The organism is Streptomyces sp. NPDC000151, assembly GCF_040301705.1.
GTDB lineage: Bacteria > Actinomycetota > Actinomycetes > Streptomycetales > Streptomycetaceae > Streptomyces.
In genome coordinates, this window is record NZ_JBEPFC010000016.1 from 1 (window position 1) to 19,645 (window position 19,645).

Consider the following 19,645-nt stretch of genomic DNA (forward strand, 5'->3'; position numbering starts at 1 on the left):
GTCCGACGACGCGGGCCGCCGCGCCGCCGGCATGGCCGTCCGCCGCGCCGTCCTGAGCGACGCCCACGTGGACCGCGCCGAGGCCAGGAAGACCGCCTTCACCTCCCGCTTCCAGGACTTCATCACCCGCTACGCCTGGGGCGAGATCTGGACCGGCGACACTCTGGACCGCCGCACCCGCAGCTGCATCACACTGACCGCGCTGGTCGCCCACGGCCACCACGCCGAACTGGCCATGCACGTAAAGGCCGCGGTACGCAACGGCCTCACCCCCGACGAGATCGGCGAGGTCCTCCTCCAGAGCGCCGTCTACTGCGGCGTCCCGGCCGCCAACGCCGCCTTCGGCATCGCCCAGGAGGCGCTCGCCGAACTGGAGTGACCCGCGCGGCGGGAGGGGTGATGTCCCCGGTCCGGAATGATCTGTTGCGCGTTTCACGTTGTTGCCATGCGTGCATCACACCGGTGCGGCAGAGTGGTCGCCGCACCGGTCGATCATCGACGAGCGCTGGGGGCAGCAGGCATGACGGACATCGGCAGACGGCGGCTGTTGGCGGCCGGCGGCGGCATCGCGCTCACCGGCGCACTGGCGGCATGCGGCTCCAATACCGGCCGGGGCGGCGGGAGTTCGGGACCGGCGCTGAGCCAGTGGTACCACCAGTACGGCGAGGCCGGCACCGAGCAGGCCGTGCAGCGGTACGCCGCCGCGTACGACAGGGCGAAGGTCACCGTCCAGTGGCGCCCCGGCGACTACGACCGGCAGACCGCCGCCGCCCTGCTGACCGACTCGGGCCCTGACGTCTTCGAGGTCAACGGGCCGACGCTGGACCAGATCCGCGGCGGCCAGGTCGCCGATCTGACGTCCGCGGTCGAGCCCGTCAAGGACGACTTCAACCAGGCGGTCCTCGCGCCGAAGATCTGGCAGGACAAGATCTGGTCGATCCCCCAGGTCATCGACATGCAGCTGCTCTTCTACCGCAAGAGCATGCTGGTGCAGGCCGGGGTGAAACCGCCCCGCACCCTCGACGAACTGGTCGACGCGGCACGGGAGTTGACTGCCAAGGGCAGGAAGGACAAGGTCAAGGGGCTGTTCCTGGGGAACGACGGGGGCGCGGGCGCGCTCGGCGGCACCCCGCTGCACGCCGCCGGGCTCTCCATCGTCACCGACGACGGCAAGGTCGGCTTCGACGACCCGGCAGCCGCCCGCACGCTCGGGAAGCTCCACGAGCTGTACGCGGACAAGTCCCTGCTGCTCGGCGCGCCCGCCGACTGGTCCGACCCGGCCGCGTTCACGCAGGGGCTGACCGCGATGCAGTGGTCGGGGCTGTGGGCACTGCCGCAGGTGAAGAAGGCGCTGGGGAGCGACTTCGGGGTGCTGCCGTTCCCGAAGGACGGCTCCGGCGGCAAGGACGCCGTGCCGGTCGGCGCGTACGGCTCGGCGGTCAGCGCGCGCAGCAAGCACAAGAAGGAGGCGGTGGCCTTCGCGAAGTGGCTGTGGATCGACCGCACGGACTACCAGCGCGACTTCGCGCTCTCCTACGGCTTCCACATCCCGGCCCGGATCTCCCTGGCGAAGAAGGCGAAGGAGCTGCGCTCGGGCGCGGCCGCCGACGCCGTCACGTACGCCACCGACCTCGGGTACGCCGAGCCGCTGCTGTGGACCACCGCCGCCAAGACCGCCTACCAGGACGCGGTGAGCCGCATCATCAAGGACGGCGCGAACCCGGAGTCGGAGCTGAAGTCGGTCGTGCGGAAGACCCAGGCGGAACTCCAGCGGGTCAAGAAGAAGTGATCCGCAGGCTGCTGGGGCCCCAGAACCGCAATCTGTGGTTCTGGGTGTTCGTCGGTCCGTTCGCGGTCGGGCTGGCCCTGTTCACGTACGTACCGCTGCTGTGGAGTGTCTGGCTCAGCTTCTTCGACGCGCACAACACCGTGACGCCGACGAAGTTCGTCGGGCTGGACAACTATGTGTCGATGCTGGGCGACGACGCGTTCCTCCGCAGCCTGGGCACGTTCCTGCTGTTCTCGGTGTTCATCGTGCCGGCGACGTATGCGCTCTCGCTCGGGCTGGCGCTGATGGTCAACAGGGTGCGGGTGGCGCAGGCGTTCTTCCGGTCGGTCTTCTTCCTGCCCACCGCGTGCAGTTACGTGGTCGCCTCGCTGGTGTGGAAGCTGTCGGTGTTCAACGGCGTGCGGTTCGGGCTGGCCAACACGGTGCTGGGGTGGTTCGGCGCGGACCAGACGGCGTGGCTGTCGACGACGCATCCGCCCTGGTACTGGCTGGTGATCGTGACCGTACGGCTGTGGCTGCAGGCCGGCTTCTACATGATCCTCTTCCTGGCCGGGCTGCAGCGGATCTCGCCGCGGCTGTACGAGGCGGCCGCGGTGGACGGCGCGAAGCCCGGCTGGCAGACCTTCCGGCACATCACCTTCCCGCAGCTGCGGGCCACCTCCGTGGCGGTGGTGCTGCTGCTCGTCATCAACGCCTTCCAGGCGTTCGACGAGTTCTACAACCTGCTCTCCGACGCCCGCGGCTATCCGCCCTACGCCCGGCCGCCGCTGGTCTACCTGTACTACATCGCGCTCGGCCGGGAGCAGAATCTCGGGCTCGGCAGCGCGGGCGCGGTGATCCTCGCGCTGATCATCGCGGTGGCGACCATCGTCCAGGCCCGCTGGTTCGGGCTGGGCCGCAAGGAGGACTGACCGGTGGACCAGGCACTCATCCGGGCGGGCCGGGCCCTGCGGCTGGTCCTGCTGATCGTCCTCGCGCTGCTCTTCCTGATCCCGTTCTACCTGCTGCTGCGCAACGGGCTGGCGACCGAGGCGGACATCACCGCGCCGGACTGGACGTTCTTCCCGCGCTCGCTGCGGTGGGGCAACCTGGCCGAGCTGTTCGCGGACCCGAATCTGCCGATGGCGCGGGCGCTGCTGAACTCCACGGTGATCGCGGTGGCCACGACGCTGGGCACGCTGCTGCTGGCCTCGCTGGCCGGTTACGGCCTGGCCCGCATCCCGTACCGGCACGCGAACGCGGTCTTCTACGTGATCCTCGGCACGCTCATGGTCCCGGCCGCGGTCACCTTCGTACCCAGCTTCGTACTGGTCTCCTCCCTCGGCTGGATCTCGACCCTGCGCGGGCTGATCATCCCCACCCTTTTCTCCGCTTTCGCGTGCTTCATCTTCCGGCAGTACTTCCTCGGCTTCCCGCGGGAGCTGGAGGACGCGGCGCGGGTGGACGGGCTGGGGTACTGGCGGACGTACTGGCGGGTGGTGGTGCCGAACTCCCGGCCGGTGTTCGCGGCGGTCGGCACGATCGTCTTCATCGGCGCGTGGAACGCCTTCCTGTGGCCGCTGGTGATCGGCCAGGACCGCGAGGCGTGGACGGTGCAGGTGGCGCTGTCGACGTTCACCACCGCGCAGAACGTCAATCTGCACGAGCTGTTCATCGCGGCCGCGGTCTCCATCGCGCCGCTGATCCTGGTCTTCTTCCTGCTGCAGCGGTACATCGTCGCCGGGGTGGAGCGGACAGGCATCGACGATTGATGTACGGTGCCAACATGATGGCGCGACCGACCTCCCGTGAGCAGGAGCCGCAGTTCTGCGGCCCCCGCGGTGAGTGCGCGCCCCGCGGTCTCAGCTTCCTGAGCCGCCGTGGCCGAGTGGGTTCGCCCCCGGCCGCCTGTTCCTCGCGCCGCTGAGCCTGCCCGCTCCCGGCGCCTTCTCCCTCCCCCCCCTTTTCCGTTTTCCCCTTTTTGCGGGCTTCCGCACGTTCCGCAGCCTTTGGTCTCTCCAGGAGGATCAGATGACGGCCATCGCCGTACCCACCGCCCCTGCCCTGCGCGACCACCGCATCCCCGCCGACGGCCTCTACGAAGGCGTACGCGTCCTGAACCGGCTCCCCGAGGGCTGGGAGACCCAGCCGTACGAGCGCTTCGAGGTCGTGCCGCAGGGCCGCACCATCGGCGCCGAGATCCGCGGCGTCGACCTGTCCCGGCCGCTGGACGACGCGCTGCGCGCCGAGCTGAACCGGGCGCTGCTGGAGTGGAAGGTGCTCTTCTTCCGCGGCGCGCACCTGACCTCCGCCGCGCAGGCCGACTTCGCCCGCAACTGGGGCGCGCTGGAGACCAATCCGCTGCTGGCGCGCGGGGACAGCGAGGAGGTGGTGCGGTTCGACAAGAAGGACCCCACGGCGCCCACCTTCGAGAACGTCTGGCACACGGACGTGACCTTCCGGGAGCGGCCGGCGCTGGGCGCGGTGCTCCAGCTGCGCGAGGTGCCGCCGTTCGGCGGGGACACGATGTGGGCCGACATGGCGGCCGCGTACGACAACCTGCCGCAGGAGGTGAAGGACCGTATCGACGGCGCCCGCGCCGTGCACGACTTCATCCCCGGCTTCTCTCGCTTCTACCCGGCCGAGCGACTCGTCCCGCTCCAGGAGCAGTTCCCGCCGGTCGAGCACCCGGTGGTGCGCCGCCACCCGGAGACCGGCCGCAAGATGCTGTTCGTCAACACCTCCTTCACCACCCGCATCGTGGGCTGGGACCGCGCGGAGAGCGACCGGATGCTGCGGCTGCTGTTCCAGCAGGCCCATGTGCCGGAGTACCAGGTGCGGTTCCGCTGGCAGGCGGGCGACGTGGCGTTCTGGGACAACCGGGCGACGCAGCACTACGCGGTGGCCGACTACGCCCCGCACGGGCGGGTCGCCGAGCGGGTCGCGATCGCGGGCGACCGCCCGGAGTAGCCCGTCAGGTCGTACCCGGCGGCGCCCGCGTCCTCCGCGGCGCCGCCGCCCCGTATGAGGGCCGCGCCCAGCGGAGTGAGGGTGTGCAGGACCGCGTTGCCCTGGCGCAGCGTGACCAGCAGCCCGGCCTCCCGCAGCACGGTCGCGTGCTGGCTCGCGGAGGCGAGCGACACCTCGGCGCGCCGGGCCAGTTCGCTGGTGGTGCAGCCGCCGCCGATGCCCCGCAGGATCGCGGAGCGGGTGCGGCCGACGAGCTTGCCGAGCGAACGGCCGGGCGCCGCGGGGGCCGTGGGCCGCGGTGCCTGGTGCTCGACGGGGTAGACCAGGACGGGCGTGAGCTCCGGGTCGTACAGGGTGACCGGGGTGCGGCGGCAGAAGAACGACGGGACCAGCAGCAGCCCGCGCCCGTCCAGGCGCAGGTCGCGGTCGACCGGGTAGTCGGCCTCCAGGACGGGCGGCCGCCAGCGCATCATGGGCGGCAGCGAGCCGAGCAGCCGGTCGGCGCCGCCGTCCAGCAGGGCCCGGCCGCGGGTCGCCCGGTCCGCCTCGATACGGGCCTGGAGGTGCGGCCAGTACGGTGCGATGGCCGCGTCGTGGTAGTGCCGCAGGACGCCGGCCAGCCGGTGCAGCGGCCGGGTGTCGCCCTGGGCGAGGTCGCGCAGCCACGGCTGGGGCGGGCGGCCCTCGGTCAGCCGGGTGAGGTCCCGGTGCAATCGCGGGGCCGGAGTCGCCTTCAGCGCGGCGAGTGCGTCATCGATTCCCAGCAGTCCCTCGGGGGGCGTCAGGAAATCGGGAAAATATCCCTTGGTAGGGATGAGCGGGGCGAGATAACGTGTTTCACCATTCAACCGGGAGCGGGTTTCCGTACGCCATTCGTTCAGCGTCGTACCACCCTGCCGGTCGCGAAGTCGGTGGAAACTTAAAACGGTCTCCCAGAGCACATCAGGGCGTGCGGCGATCCGCACGCGGGCCAGATCCGGTCCACTGAAATGGACGCGCAGCACCGAAACCCCACCATCGCCATTCGTTGTCGGCCCCCGAGCCCCGAGTATGCACTCGGCCACGTGGGGTCACCACGCCCTTTTGGCCAGTCTTGAAAAGGGTCGCGTCGGGAGCGAACTCCCGGAATGCTGTTGCTCAATTCGGTGGCGATACGGATGGCACGGATTGCTCGGACCCGTGGGGGGTGACGAGTCATCACCGGCCGTCCCGCTACCCACCGAAGGCCGCCGCCCGGGCCGAGCTGGCGGCGGCAGCTCCCGAGGGGGGAGTCCGGAAAAGGCGAGGGCGGCACCTCCGCACAGGTGCCGCCCTCGTTTCGCGGAACCGGAGCCACCTACCAGGGTGAGGGTCGGGTACACCAGCTGATGGCTCCGGTCGTACTGCAGGCCGCCGGAGCGGCCGTTGGGACGCCTGTCTGCCGGCGCCCGACGCCGACAGACAGGCGGGTTCGCGGGGTCAGCGGCTGTCGCTGCCCTTGGACTCCGCCGCCGCGCGGCCCGCCTCCAGGCGCGCCACGGGGATGCGGAACGGCGAGCAGGACACGTAGTCCAGGCCCACCTCGTGGAAGAAGTGCACCGACTCCGGGTCGCCGCCGTGCTCGCCGCACACGCCGAGCTTGAGGTCGGGGCGGGTGGCCCGCCCGGCCTCCGCGGCGTTCCGTACGAGCGAGCCCACGCCGTCCTTGTCGATCGTCTCGAACGGGCTGACGCCGAAGATGCCCTTCTCCAGGTACGCGGTGAAGAAGCTGGCCTCCACGTCGTCCCGGGAGAAGCCCCACACGGTCTGCGTGAGGTCGTTCGTACCGAAGGAGAAGAAGTCGGCGGACTCGGCGATCTGCCCGGCCGTGAGGGCGGCACGGGGCAGCTCGATCATCGTGCCGAGGGTGAGCCCCAGATCCACACCGTGGGCGCGCTCGACCTCGGCGATGACCTGCTCGGCCTCCTCGCGGACGATCTCCAGCTCCTGGACGGTGCCGACCAGCGGGATCATGATCTCCGCACGCGGGTCGCCCTTGGCGGCCCGGCGCGCGGCCGCGGCCTCCGCGATCGCCCGTACCTGCATGGCGAACAGGCCGGGGATGACCAGGCCGAGGCGGACGCCGCGCAGGCCCAGCATCGGGTTCTGCTCGTGCAGCCGGTGCACGGCCTGGAGCAGGCGCAGATCGTTCTCGTTGGAGTCCTTGCGGGACTCGGCGAGCGCGACGCGCACCGACAGCTCGGTGATGTCAGGCAGGAACTCGTGCAGCGGCGGGTCCAGCAGCCGCACCGTCACCGGCAGCCCGTCCATCGACTCGAAGAGCTCGACGAAGTCGCCCTTCTGGAGCGGCAGCAGCTCCGAGAGCGCGGCCTCGCGCTCCTCACCGGTGTCGGCGAGGATCAGCCGCTCGACCATCTCGCGCCGCTCACCGAGGAACATGTGCTCGGTGCGGCACAGGCCGATGCCCTGCGCGCCGAACCGGCGGGCGCGCGCCGCGTCCTCGGCGTTGTCGGCGTTGGCGCGTACCCGCAGCCGGCGCACCCGGTCCGCGTACGCCATGACCCGGTGCACGGCCTTGACCAGCTCGTCGGCGTCGTCGGCGCCCGCGTGCATGCGGCCCTCGAAGTACTCGACGACCGGGGACGGGACGACCGGCACCTCACCGAGGTAGACCTTGCCGGTCGAGCCGTCGATGGAGACGACGTCGCCCTCCTCGATGACCACGCCGCCGGGCGCGGTCAGGCAGCGCCGCTTGGTGTCGACCTCCAGCTCCTCGGCGCCGCAGACACAGGTCTTGCCCATGCCGCGGGCGACGACGGCGGCGTGCGAGGTCTTGCCGCCGCGCGAGGTGAGGATGCCCTCGGCGGAGATCATGCCGTTGAGGTCGTCGGGGTTGGTCTCGCGGCGGATCAGGATGACCTTCTCGCCCGAACGCGACCACTTCACGGCGGTGTACGAGTCGAAGACGGCCTTGCCGACGGCCGCGCCCGGCGAGGCGGCGATGCCGCGGCCCAGCAGCTCGGCCCTCCCACCCTTTGGACGCAGCGCCTTCTCGTCGAAGCGGGGGAACATCAGCTGCGCGAGCTGCGCGCCGTTGACCCGCTGCAGCGCCTCGGCCTCGTCGATCAGGCCCTGGTCGACGAGCTGCGTGGCGATGCGGAAGGCCGCGCCCGCGGTGCGCTTGCCGACGCGGGTCTGCAGCATCCACAGCTTGCCGCGCTCGATGGTGAACTCGATGTCGCACAGGTCCTTGTAGTGCGTCTCGAGCGTCTCCATGATCTGCATCAGCTGGTCGTACGACGTCTTGTCGATCGACTCCAGGTCCGCGAGCGGGACCGTGTTGCGGATGCCGGCCACGACGTCCTCGCCCTGCGCGTTCTGCAGGTAGTCGCCGTACACGCCCTGGTGGCCGCTGGCCGGGTCGCGGGTGAAGGCGACGCCGGTACCGGAGTCCGGGCCGAGGTTGCCGAAGACCATCGAGCAGACGTTGACCGCCGTGCCGAGGTCGCCGGGGATGCGCTCCTGGCGCCGGTACAGCTTCGCCCGGTCGGTGTTCCACGAGTCGAAGACCGCGCGCACCGCGAGGTCCATCTGCTCGCGCGGGTCCTGCGGGAAGTCCCGCTTCGTCTCGGTGGAGACGATCTCCTTGAACTGCCCGACCAGTTTCTTCATGTCGGCCGCGTCCAGCTCGACGTCAACCTTCACGCCCTTGGCCTTCTTGGCGTCCTCCAGCGCCTCTTCGAAGAGGTCGCCGTCCACGCCGAGCACGGTCTTGCCGAACATCTGGATGAGGCGGCGGTACGAGTCCCACGCGAAGCGCTCGGAACCGGCCTGCTGCGCGAGGCCGTTCACCGACTCGTCCGAGAGCCCGATGTTCAGCACGGTGTCCATCATGCCGGGCATGGAGAACTTCGCACCGGAACGCACCGATACGAGCAGCGGGTTGTCCGCCTGCCCGAGCTTCTTGCCCATCTGGCGCTCAAGGGCGTCCAGATGCGCGGAGACCTCGGCACGCAGTGCCGCCGGTTCCTCGCCGCTCTCCAGGTACTCCTTGCACGCCTCGGTCGTGATGGTGAAACCGGGCGGGACGGGAAGTCCCAGATTGGTCATCTCGGCGAGGTTCGCACCTTTCCCGCCGAGCAGATCCTTCAGGTCCTTGTTGCCCTCGGTGAAGTCGTAGACGAACTTCACCGCGTCGGCGGACGGGGATACGTGGGGATCTTGTGTTTCCGACACGGGACTGACTCCTCGCGGACGGGCTGCCCTGACGGCCAGGAACATACCCAGATCGAAGGCGCATGGGTACGTCCACTCGGTCGACATACGCCCGTAACCCGGCGTCAGCCAACAGATCGAAAGTTGCCGGTCCTGGCTGTATGCATACACCTTCTGAAGGCATGACTCCGGAAGGTATCGATGATCATGGCTGATTCTGTACGGAGCGCGACGGTTGCCTTGATCATCTGAACTCAATCACGATGGCACCCAGTGCCAGCTTTGGAGACATAGAAACCTGATGAATCGCTCATCTGAGCGCGACCCTTATCAAGGGTGGCGAGAATCACGCGCTCCGAGGCCCGCCGATCCCACCATCCGGACCCGTCCGCGGACACGAAACGCCGCTGTCATCCCGCCGCCGCCACCCGCTCCAGGAAGGCGTCCACGAGCGCGTACGCCCGCTCCCGCGCCTCGGGAAGCGCCGCCCGCACCTCCTTGACCAGCGCGTCGGGGTCGGCCCCGAGCGCCTCCGCGATGCCCTCGTCGTCCCCGTCGAACCAGGCCCGCAGCACCTCGGGCGTCAGCTCCGGATGGAACTGCACGCCCAGCGACCGCCCGCAGGCGAACGCCTGCGACGCGACCTCATTGCGCGCGAGCTCGCGGAGCGGCAGACCGGCCTGCGGGGTGACCTCCGGGAGCAGCCACCGGTCGCCGTGGAACTGGAACCACGGCCCCGGCCCCACCAGTCCCGGCTCGTCCGCCTCGACCTCCGTCCAGCCGAGCTCGAAGCGCGGGGCGCGCTCAATTGAGCCCCCGAGCGAGGCGGCCAGCAGCTGCCCGCCGAAGCAGATGCCGAGCACGGGTATGCCCAGCCGCTGCGCGTCCCGCAGCAGGTCGAGCTCCGCCCGTATCCACTCGTTCATGCGGTTCACCGACCAGGGCGCGCCGAGCGACAGGATCAGGTCATATTCGGCGGCCGCCGGGAATCGGGGCTCGACGTCCGGAGTCGCGTACCGCTCGGCGGGGACCACGAGCAGCTCGTCGAGCACGTATCCGCGCTGCGCCAGCCGGTCGCCGACGTGGCCGGCGGCGGAGAGGTGGTCGTGGGCGATGACCAGGGCGCGCTGCGTCATGGGGACCTCGTTCGATGCGTTCGGTGCGTACGGGCATATCGTTTGGGATCAAATTTACTGGCGCCCACGAGTGCGCCGCACCCCTTGAGCCGCCCGGCCCTCCGACTTATCGTTTGACCTCAAACAACAATGCTCCGGAGGCCGCCGTATGACATCCCCCCGCATGCTGCTCGTGCTCAGCGAGAACTGGACCATGACCGGCGGCCGCTGTGACCTCGAAGCGCTCGTCCGCTGGGCCCGCGAGGCGGAGGACGCCGGCTTCGACTCCGTCATGCTCAGCGAGCACCTCGTCCTCGGCCCCGACTCGGGCGCGCTCGGCGTGATGCCCAACCCCCGCGAGTACGCGCTCCCCGGGAACCAGGACCCACGCACCCCCTGGCCCAACTCCCTCGTCCTGCTGAGCGCGATCGCGGCCGTGACCGAACGCCTGCGGCTGGTCGCCGGCGCGATCCTCGCCCCGCTCCGCCACCCCCTCGTCCTCGCCAAGGAGCTGGCCACCCTGGACCTGCTCAGCAAGGGCCGGCTGGTCGTCCTGCCGACGGTGAGCTGGAGCCGCGACGAGTACGCGGCGCTGGACGTCCCCTTCGCCCGGCGCGGCAAGCTGCTCGACGAGCACCTGGCCGCCTGGGATCAGTTGTGGCAGCCCTCCCCCGCGTCCTTCGAAGGCGATCACTACCGCTTCGAGGACGTCTACCTGGAGCCCAAGCCGTACCGGCCCGGCGGCCCGGAACTGTGGTTCGGCGGCGGCTCACTGCACGGCCCGCTGCTGCGCCGCCTGGTCCGGTACGGCCACGGCTTCAACCCGCTGGGCCGGCCGGCCCCCGAGGAGCTGGAGAAGCTGCGGGCGGCGATGGCGGAGGCCGGCCGCTCGATGGACGAGCTGGAGATGATCGGCGGTACGCGGGCGGTCTTCCCCGGCCCGGACGCGGTGGCCGACCTGGGCCGCGCGCTGGAGAGCGTGCCGGAGCAGATGGCGCAGGGCTTCGGTACGTTCTGCATCAAACCGTCGCAGTTCACCGACGACCCGCAGGACGTCGGCCGCTTCTGCCGCGAGGTGATGCGGCGGGTGGAGCGGCTGACGTCCTGAGGTCAGGCGATACGGGGGCACCTGCGCGGCACGTGGTGTGGCGCAGGTGCGGTGTGTGGTGTGGCGCAGGTGCGGTGTGCGGATCCGGAAACGGCTCTCAGTGGCCGCGAGCGATCCACTCCTCCAGGTGCGGTGCCTCGTCCCCGATGGTGGTGCCGTCACCGTGGCCGGTGAACACCTTCGTCTGCGGCGGCAGGCCGAGCAGCCGTTCCTTGATGGACTCGACGATGGTCGGGAAGTGCGAGAACGACCGCCCGGTCGCGCCGGGCCCGCCCGCGAACAGGGTGTCCCCGGTGAACACGGCCTCCAGCGCAGGCGCGTACAGGCACACCGCGCCGGGCGCGTGCCCCGGCGTGTGCAGCACGGTCAGCTCCGTACCGGCCACCGTGAAGACCTGCCCGTCCCCCAGCTCACCGTCCGGCAGCCGCTCGGGGTGCGTCAGCTTCCACAGCGGCCAGTCGTCCGGGTGCAGCAGGACCGGCGCTGCGGCCCGGTCCGCGAGTTCCGGCGCGGCGTCGATGTGGTCGTTGTGCGCGTGCGTGGAAATGATCGCCAGCAGCCGACGGTCCCCGACGGCTTGCAGGATGGCCTCGGCGTCGTGCGCAGCATCGATGACGACTGCTTCGTTGTCATCACCGATGATCCATACGTTGTTGTCGACGTCCCACGTCCCGCCATCAAGGGAGAACGTCCCGGAGGTGACGAGCTGCTCGATGCGTGCCGCCATCACAGCACCACCACCGAACGGAGAACGTCGCCCTCATGCATCCGCGCGAACGCCTTCTCCACATCCTCGATCCCGATCGTCTCCGTCACAAACGCACCCAGGTCAATCCGCCCCTGCTGATGCAAGTCGACCAGCATCGGGAAGTCACGGGAGGGCAGACAGTCCCCGTACCAGGACGACTTCAACGCCCCACCCCGCCCGAACACATCCAGCAACGGCAACTCCAACGTCATCTCCGGCGTCGGCACCCCCACCAACACGACAGTCCCGGCCAGGTCACGGGCGTAGAACGCCTGCTTGTACGTCTCCGGACGCCCCACCGCCTCGATGACCACATCCGCGCCGAAGCCGCCGGTCAGCTCACGGATCGCCTCCACCGGGTCCACGGTCTTGGAATTCACCGTGTGCGTGGCACCGATCGTCTTGGCGGTCGCCAGCTTCCGGTCGTCGATATCCACCGCAATGATCTTCGCAGCACCCGCCAACCGAGCACCCGCAATCGCCGCATCACCCACGCCACCACAGCCGATCACCGCAACCGAGTCACCCCGGCCCACATTGCCGGTGTTGATCGCCGCACCGATCCCGGCCATCACGCCACAGCCCAGCAACCCGGCCACGGCGGGCGAGACGCTGGGGTCGACCTTGGTGCACTGCCCCGCCGCCACCAGCGTCTTCTCCGCGAACGCGCCAATGCCCAGCGCCGGCGACAGCTCCGTACCATCCGTCAGCGTCATCTTCTGCCGCGCATTGTGCGTATCGAAGCAGTACTGCGGACGCCCTCGCAGACACGCCCGACACTGCCCGCACACCGCACGCCAATTCAGAATGACGAAGTCGCCCGGGACGACGTCCGTGACGCCCTCACCCACCGACTCCACGACACCGGCGGCCTCGTGTCCCAGCAGGAACGGGAACTCATCATTGATCCCGCCCTGCTTGTAATGCAGGTCCGTATGGCACACACCGCACGCCTGGATCTGCACGACCGCCTCACCCGGACCGGGGTCCGGGATCACGATCGTCTCCACCCGTACCGGCTCGTTCTTCCCCGGTGCGATGACTCCGCGTACTTCCTGCGCCATGGGAGCAGCCTTTCGCCATGTCAGTTCGTGGGACGGGACTCCTGTCCTGCCCGCCCCCGGGTCCACCCTCGCGCTCGCGCGGGTACCGCGTCCAACATCCAGTTCTGATCACATTCATCGCTGGTCGTGCTCAATGGACGCCAGCAGTGCCTGGGCCGCGGGCGAGAGCCGGCCGCTGCGGGGCACGGCGATGCCGACGTTCCACACGGTGTCGGCGGCGAGCGGTACCGCGGCGAGCCCGCGCGCCTGATCCTTGTGCGTGACCGGGCGGGGCACCACCGCGACGCCCATCCCCCGCGCGACCAGGTCGAGGAGCGTGTACACGTCGTTGACCTCCATCGCCACCGTGCGGCGCGTGCCCGCGGCGGCGAACAGCGCGTCGGCGGCCCGCCGGGCGCCCCAGTCGCGGTGCAGGTCGACGAAGACCTCGCCGGCGAGCGCCTGCGGGGGCAGCGGTTCGCCGCCGTACGCCGCGAGCGGCTCGCCGCTGAAGACGAGCGGGTGGTCCGGGCGGCACAGCAGCATCATCGGCTCGGTCGCCACGGGGCGGATGCGCACGCCCTCCTCGTGCCCGTCGTACACGACGAACGCCAGGTCCAGGGCGCCGCGGCGGACCTCCCCGAGCAGGTGCGCCGAGCCGGACTGGACCATGTGGACCTCGATGCCGGGGTGGCGGCCGCGCAGGTCGGCCAGGAGCGAGACCGGGTCGACGATGCCCATGCACTGCTCGGTGCCGACGGCGAGGGTGCCGGTGAACAGGCCGCGTACGGCCGCGACCGCCTCCCGCGCCGCGGCGGCGCCGGCCAGCGTGCGGCGCGCCTCCACGAGGAAGGCCCGGCCTGCGGCGGTGAGCTGGACGCGGCGGGTGGTGCGGGCGAAGAGATCGGCGCCGAGTTCGCGTTCCAGCGCTCGTACGGAGGCGGACAGGCCGGACTGGGCGATGTGCAGCCGTTCAGCGGCGCGCGTGAAGTGCTGCTCCTCGGAGACGGCGACGAAGTGTTCCAGGTGCCTGAGTTCCACGATTAAGCACTGTAGATGCTGGGACCGGGGAGCGATACGGGTCGCGCTCGCCGCAGCGTACGGCACTGCGCGCGGGACCAAAATCCCCCCGCCGCCCTCTTGCGCCGCCCCCACTTCCGCACTTTAAGTTTGACCCCAAACGACCAGCCGCCGTACCCACCGTCCGTCCTTAAGGGGCTGCAGTGCCCGAACCCGCCGACTTCCCCACCGACCTCGTCCGCCCAACTGATCTCTCCCTCCCCACCGACCTCCCCACCGACCTCCCCGCCGACCTCGTCCTGCTCAACGGCCAGGTGCTCACCCTCGACGCCGCGTTCCGTACGGCCGAGGCGGTCGCCGTGCGCGGCGGTCGCATCGCCGCCACCGGGACCACCGCCGAACTGCGCCCGCTCATCGGCCCGCGTACCGAGGTCGTCGACCTCGCCGGCGGCACCGTCCTGCCCGGCATCAACGACTCGCACCTCCACGGCTGCGCGTTCGGCGCCACCCGCCCGCCGCTCGCCGTCGACGTCTCGACCCCCGCCGTGTCCTCGATCGCGGACATCCGCGCGGCCGTACGCGCCCAGGCGGACCGGCAGCCGCCCGGGACCTGGATCTTCGGCAACGGCTGGGACATCGGCTACCTCGCCGAGTGCCGCAGGGACGGCGCCCGCACGCCCACCCGCTGGGACCTGGACGAGGTCTCCCCCGACCACCCGGTCCTGCTGTACGAGTTCTCCGGGCACACCGCCTGGCTCAACTCCCGCGCCCTGGAGGCGGCGGGTATCACCGAGGACACCGCCGTACCGCCGGGCGGTGTCGTCGAGCGGCGCGCCGACGGCGCCCTCACCGGCATCCTCCGCGAGAGCGCCCAGGAACTGGTCAACACCGTCATCCCGCCCATGACCGAGGCCGCGCGCGAGGCCGCGATCCGGGCCGCGATCGACGTCTGCCACGCCGAAGGCATCACCAGCTTCACCGAGCCGGGGCTCGGGCCCGGCGGCAAGAGCCTCTTCCTCGGCTCCGCCGACACCGCCACGCTGAAGGTGTACGCGCGGATGGCGCGCGAGGGCCAACTCCGGGCACGCGTCAACGTCCTGCTCCTGCCCCTCGAAATGGGCGGCGCGGCGGCCGACCTCCCCGACCGCCTGGCTGCCCTCGAGGGGCTCTGCGATGGCGCCGACCCGCGGCTCCTCTCCGTCCTCGGCGTCAAGCTCTTCGCCGACGGGGTACCGCCCAGCCGTACGGCCTGGATGTCCGAGGAGTACGCGAACGGCGGCGGCCGCGGCAGCCTCTGCCTGCACGGCCACACCGACACCCAGCGCGTCGAGGAACTCACGGCCATCGTCCGCCAGGCCCACGTCAGAGGCCACCAACTCGGCGTCCACATCACCGGCGACGCCGGCATCGACGCGGTCGTGGAGGCCTTCGTGGCCGCCCAACTCGCCCACCCGCGCCCGGACGCCCGCCACTACATCATCCACGGCGACTTCGCCTCGCCCCGCGCGCTGGCCACCTTGGCGAAGCACGGCTGGGGCGCGAACATGAACCCCGGCGTCAAGGACGCCATCGCCGACCTGATGGACGACGTCGTCGGCCCGGAACGCTCGGCGTACCAGTGGCCCGTACGCAGCGCCGTCGACGCCGGCATCCCCGTCACCGCCAGCTCCGACGCCCCCATCACCTACCCCAATTGGCGCGCCGGCGTCTCCTCCATGCTCCTCCGCCGCTCCAAGGCCACCGGCCGCCCCAGCGGCCCCGACCAGTGCGTCGACCTCCGCACGGCCCTGCGCGCGTACACCACCCACGCCGCCCGCCAGGACTTCGCCGAGTCCTGGAAAGGCACCCTGGAACCCGGCAAAGCCGCCGACCTCTGCGTCCTGTCCGGCGACCTCCTCCACACACCCCCGGAAGACATCCCGTCCCTCCCGGTCACCATGACCGTCTTCAACGGCGAGGTGGTCCACGCCACCCACTGACCGAAGCGCAGGCGCCCATCACTCCGGCGTGAACTCATAACGCAGCTCGTACAGATGCCCGGCTTTGACCATGACGGTGACCTCGATGGGCAGGCCACTGTCGGTGTACACGGTGCGCAGCGTACGGAGGACCGGCAGACTGCCGGGGAGCTGCAGGAGCGTGTACTGCTCTTGCGTCGGCACCCGTGCGGAGACGCTGTCCACGCTGAGGCGTGGCGGATGTCCCTCGTGGGCGAGGAGAGCAGGCGTACCGCCCTTGATCTTGCGGCGCTCCATGAGGGCCGTGCCCCGCGCGAGCGCGAGCGGGTAGTACGAGGCGACCAGTTCCACGGGCTCTTCATCCACCGTGAGTACTTGCCGGCGCAGCAGCGCTCGGTCATCCGCGGCGATGTTGAGGGCGGCGCGTACGTCGGCCGGCGGCACGGCCTCCGAGACGTCGAGCAGCTCGCTCCGCGCCCGTATTCCCGGCTTCGGCGCATCGGCCACCCAGGGGTACGGCTCTCCAGGGGCCGCCGGTGCCATGTAAGCGGCAGGCCGTACCGTGTGCTGCCGATGCGTACGGACGGAGACAGCGGCACCGGCCCGGCCGACGACCAGGCCCTCATCCTTCAGCAGACCGACGGCCTTCTGCACGGTGGCGTTCGACGCGCTGAACCGTTCCTTGAGTTGCGCCGTGGACGGCAGTGATGACCCCGGCGCCAGGTCGCCGCTCATGATCTCGTCACGCAGGTCGGCGGCGATGCGTTCGTGAAGCGACCGTCGGTCGCAGTCGTCGGGCAGTGGCTTGGGCACGGTCATCCGATCCCGATCTCGTAGCGCAGCCGGGCGCTCCGCGCCCGCATGACCATCACGTCGGCCTGGATGGGGCGGTCGGTACTGTCCACTGTGAGGCGGACCAGTTGCAGTACCGGCTCGTCCGGTGGGAGCTGCAGGGCCTCGCGCTCCGCCCGGTCCGGCATCCGGGCGAGCACGTCCTCACGGACCCGGGCGCCGACGTGACCGAGGTCGGCGAGCAACCGCACCGCGCCGCCGCGGATCTTCGCGGTACCGGCGAGCCCAGTCCCACGGGCGATCTCCGCCGGGTAGTACGTGTCCGTCAACTCACATGGCTGGTCGTCGAGAAGCATCACGCGACGGCGCACGACAACCGGTTCGCCGACGGCCACGCCGAGCAGTTCCGCCACCTCCGCCGGCGCGGGAACTTCACCGGCGTGGACGACCCGCTGCGTCCCCCGCCCCCCTTTGGCCGCGGCCTCCCACGCCCCGCCGCGCCCCCATCCCCGTAGGGCTTTACAGATGTTGTTTGATCCCAAACAATATTCTTGCTCTTGCCGGATCTCGCCACCACCAGAGAAGGAGGCCGCGATGGGGCCCACGCTCGACAGCAGTTACGAGGACTGGGTGCATGTCGCCGGGCGGCTTGTGCCGGTGGGGCGGCATCGGATCGGGGGGCGGGAGGAGGACGGGGGCGGGGCGGTGTTCGGGGTGGTCGCGCCTCGGGACGGCTCGGTGATCGCCACCGTCGCCGATGGCGGGGAGAAGGAGGTCGATCTTGCGGTGGCGGCGGCCCGCCGGGCGTTCGACTCCGGGCCCTGGCCGCGGCTCGCCCCCGCCGACCGGGGGCGTGTCCTGCTGCGGATTGCCGATCTCGTCGAAGAGCACCGCTCCGAGGTCGCGGCGCTGATCTCGTTGGAGAACGGCAAGCCGATCGCAGAGTCGTACGGGATCGAACTGCGGGCCGTCGCCGGGACTTTCCGGTGGTACGGGCAGCTCGCCGACAAGCTGCATGATGAAGTGCCGCATACCGATCCCGGTGCGCTCGCGCTCGTCACGCGGGAGCCGGCCGGTGTGGTCGGTGCGGTCGTGCCCTGGAACTTTCCGCTCACGCTCGCCGCCTGGAAGATCGCCCCGGCGCTGGCCGCCGGCTGCACCGTCGTGCTCAAGCCCTCCGAGCTGACCCCGCTCTCCGCCCTGTACCTCGGCAGGCTCGTCGACGAGGCCATGGAGGAGGCCGGGCTGCCGGGCGGCGTGCTGAACGTCGTCGCGGGCGACGGGCCGACCGCCGGCCGCGCCCTCGGCCTGCACCCGGACGTCGACGTGCTCGCCTTCACCGGCTCCACCGCCGTCGGCCGCCACTACCTGCGCTACGCCGCCGACTCCAACCTCAAGCGGGTCTGGCTGGAGCTGGGCGGCAAGTCCCCCAACATCGTGCTGCCCGACGCCCCGGACCTGGACGCCGCCGCGGCCACCGCCGCCTGGGGCATCTTCTTCAACCAGGGCGAGATGTGCACCGCGCCGTCCCGGCTGCTCGTGCACTCCTCGGTCGCGGAGCGGGTGACGGACGCGGTGGTCGCGCGTGCCGAAGCGCTGCGGGTCGGTGATCCGTTGGATCCGGCGACCGAGATGGGCGCGCTGGCGGGCACGGCCCGGCTGGACGCCGTACGCGGGCACATCGACGCGGCCCGCGCGGCCGGCGCCCGGCTCCGTACCGGTGGCGCGCCGCTCGATCCGGCGCCCGTGCCCGGCGGTACGTACCTCCGGCCCACCGTCTTCGACCGGGTCACCCCGGACATGGCCGTGGCCCGCGAGGAGGTCTTCGGGCCGGTGCTCTCCGTGCTGACCTTCGACAGCGTCGAGGAGGCGGTGGCGCTGGCCAATGACACCGAGTACGGGCTGGCGGCGGGGCTGTGGACCGGCGATCTCAGCACCGCGCACACCGTCTCGCGCGCCCTGCGCGCCGGCACGGTCTGGGTCAACTGCTACGAGGAGGGCGACCTGACCGTGCCTTTCGGCGGCTACAAGCAGTCCGGCAACGGCCGCGACAAGTCAGCGCATGCGCTGGAGAAGTACACCGAGCTCAAGACCACTTGGATTCAGTTGTGAGCACCCGAGCGCGAGACCACTTGGATTCATTGGATTCGGTTGTGAGTATCCGCACGCACGCCGGCGTACGTCCCCGCGTACGGCCCCGCGTACGGCCGCTGATCGCTCTGCCCCAGCGGTTCTCCGCATCGACGTCCGCGCTGCGGTATGAGGCGGTGGTGACCGCGCGGGCGCTCGCCGATGCCGTGCTGCGGGCCGGTGGTGAGCCGTTCATGATGCATCCGTACGCGCCCGAGGGGCGGGTGGACGAGGCGGAGGTCGCCGGCCGGCTGGCGCGTTGTGACGGGGTGCTGCTGCCGGGTGGCGGGGACCTGACGCCGCGGCTGTACGCGGCGGCGGAGGCGGCCGTGCACGAGAGCGTGTACGACGTGGACGAGGAGCAGGACGCGTTCGACCTGGCCGTCGCCCGGTACGCGCTGGGGGCCGGGCTGCCCACGCTCGCCGTCTGCCGCGGGCTGCAGGCCGTGAACGTCGCGCTGGGCGGCACGCTGCGGCAGGACATGGGAGGCCCGGACCGGGAACACCGGCACGTCGTGCATCCCGTACGGCTGACGAGCGGGTCGGCCGTGGCCCGCGCGGCCGGTACGGAGCGGGTCGACGCGTCCTGCTTCCACCACCAGTGCGTGGACCGGCTCGGGGACGGGCTCGCGGTGACCGGCCGGGCCGCCGACGGGACGGTCGAGGCGCTGGAACTGCCGGACGGGAAGGGGTGGTTCGCCGCCGTGCAGTGGCACCCGGAGGACACCGCGGCGAAGGACCCGGCGCAGCAGGGGCTGTTCGACGCGCTGGTGGCGGCCGCCTCGTAGCGCGTTGCCCC

17 protein-coding genes are annotated in these 19,645 nt (G+C 70.8%); 9 read left to right on the forward strand and 8 right to left on the reverse strand.

Features of this window, described 5'->3' with window-relative positions:
* The 5 genes from pcaC to ABT381_RS07715 form a co-directional block, all read left to right on the forward strand.
* The coding region (pcaC, locus tag ABT381_RS07695) for a 4-carboxymuconolactone decarboxylase (RefSeq protein ID WP_351589271.1) at positions 1–379 on the forward strand (379 nt) is incomplete at its 5' end.
* A gap of 141 nt (positions 380–520) precedes the next feature.
* Positions 521–1,789, forward strand: a complete 1,269-nt coding sequence (locus ABT381_RS07700; RefSeq protein WP_351589476.1) for an ABC transporter substrate-binding protein — start codon at positions 521–523, stop codon at positions 1,787–1,789.
* Positions 1,786–2,700 carry a carbohydrate ABC transporter permease gene (locus ABT381_RS07705; RefSeq protein WP_351589274.1) on the forward strand — a complete coding sequence of 305 codons (915 nt, stop codon included), beginning with the start codon at positions 1,786–1,788 and terminating at the stop codon, positions 2,698–2,700. The genes ABT381_RS07700 and ABT381_RS07705 overlap by 4 nt, the downstream gene beginning before the upstream one ends.
* A 3-nt stretch (positions 2,701–2,703) precedes the next feature.
* A complete protein-coding gene (locus ABT381_RS07710; RefSeq protein WP_351589277.1) occupies positions 2,704–3,540 on the forward strand; it encodes a carbohydrate ABC transporter permease in 837 nt (278 codons plus the stop codon).
* A 259-nt stretch (positions 3,541–3,799) separates the two neighbouring features.
* The gene (locus ABT381_RS07715; RefSeq protein ID WP_351589280.1) at positions 3,800–4,738 is read left to right on the forward strand and encodes a TauD/TfdA dioxygenase family protein; all 939 of its coding nucleotides are present in this window, start codon (positions 3,800–3,802) and stop codon (positions 4,736–4,738) included.
* On the opposite strand, the gene ABT381_RS07720 is transcribed toward ABT381_RS07715, so the two are convergent.
* The 3 genes from ABT381_RS07720 to ABT381_RS07730 all read right to left on the reverse strand — a co-directional run bounded on the left by ABT381_RS07720 (position 4,678) and on the right by ABT381_RS07730 (position 10,068).
* Entirely contained in the window at positions 4,678–5,742 is a 1,065-nt protein-coding gene (locus ABT381_RS07720; protein WP_351589283.1) for an ArsR/SmtB family transcription factor, read from the reverse strand. The two genes, ABT381_RS07715 and ABT381_RS07720, sit on opposite strands and share 61 nt — an antisense overlap.
* 454 nt (positions 5,743–6,196) lie before the next feature.
* Positions 6,197–8,998 (reverse strand): pyruvate, phosphate dikinase, encoded by a 2,802-nt coding sequence (ppdK, locus tag ABT381_RS07725; RefSeq protein WP_351589286.1) that lies wholly within the window; start codon positions 8,996–8,998, stop codon positions 6,197–6,199.
* A gap of 344 nt (positions 8,999–9,342) precedes the next feature.
* Entirely contained in the window at positions 9,343–10,068 is a 726-nt protein-coding gene (locus tag ABT381_RS07730; protein WP_351589289.1) for a type 1 glutamine amidotransferase, read from the reverse strand.
* Between the two features lie 148 nt (positions 10,069–10,216).
* On the opposite strand from ABT381_RS07730, the gene ABT381_RS07735 reads away from it, so the two are divergent.
* On the forward strand, positions 10,217–11,155 hold the full coding sequence (locus ABT381_RS07735) for a TIGR03619 family F420-dependent LLM class oxidoreductase (RefSeq protein ID WP_351589292.1): 939 nt from the start codon (positions 10,217–10,219) through the stop codon (positions 11,153–11,155).
* A 97-nt stretch (positions 11,156–11,252) separates the two neighbouring features.
* Here ABT381_RS07735 and ABT381_RS07740 read toward each other — a convergent pair whose 3' ends face one another.
* The 3 genes from ABT381_RS07740 to ABT381_RS07750 all read right to left on the reverse strand — a co-directional run bounded on the left by ABT381_RS07740 (position 11,253) and on the right by ABT381_RS07750 (position 13,987).
* Complete coding sequence (locus tag ABT381_RS07740) at positions 11,253–11,882, reverse strand: MBL fold metallo-hydrolase (protein ID WP_351589295.1); 630 nt, start codon at positions 11,880–11,882, stop codon at positions 11,253–11,255.
* Complete coding sequence (locus tag ABT381_RS07745; protein ID WP_351589298.1) at positions 11,882–12,967, reverse strand: S-(hydroxymethyl)mycothiol dehydrogenase; 1,086 nt, start codon at positions 12,965–12,967, stop codon at positions 11,882–11,884. The genes ABT381_RS07740 and ABT381_RS07745 overlap by 1 nt, the downstream gene beginning before the upstream one ends.
* 114 nt (positions 12,968–13,081) lie before the next feature.
* Positions 13,082–13,987 carry a LysR family transcriptional regulator gene (locus tag ABT381_RS07750; RefSeq protein WP_351589301.1) on the reverse strand — a complete coding sequence of 302 codons (906 nt, stop codon included), beginning with the start codon at positions 13,985–13,987 and terminating at the stop codon, positions 13,082–13,084.
* 182 nt (positions 13,988–14,169) lie between these two features.
* Between ABT381_RS07750 and ABT381_RS07755 the strand changes: the two genes are divergently transcribed.
* Entirely contained in the window at positions 14,170–15,945 is a 1,776-nt protein-coding gene (locus ABT381_RS07755; protein WP_351589304.1) for an amidohydrolase, read from the forward strand.
* 18 nt (positions 15,946–15,963) lie between these two features.
* Here the strand turns inward: ABT381_RS07755 and ABT381_RS07760 are convergent, their stop codons facing one another.
* Entirely contained in the window at positions 15,964–16,743 is a 780-nt protein-coding gene (locus tag ABT381_RS07760) for a GntR family transcriptional regulator (protein ID WP_351589307.1), read from the reverse strand.
* On the reverse strand, positions 16,740–17,258 hold the full coding sequence (locus ABT381_RS07765; protein ID WP_351589479.1) for a GntR family transcriptional regulator: 519 nt from the start codon (positions 17,256–17,258) through the stop codon (positions 16,740–16,742). Before ABT381_RS07765 ends, ABT381_RS07760 begins: the two co-directional genes overlap by 4 nt.
* A 52-nt stretch (positions 17,259–17,310) precedes the next feature.
* On the opposite strand from ABT381_RS07765, the gene ABT381_RS07770 reads away from it, so the two are divergent.
* Positions 17,311–18,828: an aldehyde dehydrogenase gene (locus tag ABT381_RS07770; RefSeq protein ID WP_351589309.1), complete on the forward strand. Its 1,518-nt coding sequence runs from the start codon at positions 17,311–17,313 to the stop codon at positions 18,826–18,828.
* Positions 18,829–18,869: 41 nt separating this feature from the next.
* A complete protein-coding gene (locus ABT381_RS07775) occupies positions 18,870–19,634 on the forward strand; it encodes a gamma-glutamyl-gamma-aminobutyrate hydrolase family protein (protein WP_351589311.1) in 765 nt (254 codons plus the stop codon).
* Positions 19,635–19,645: the final 11 nt, after the last annotated feature.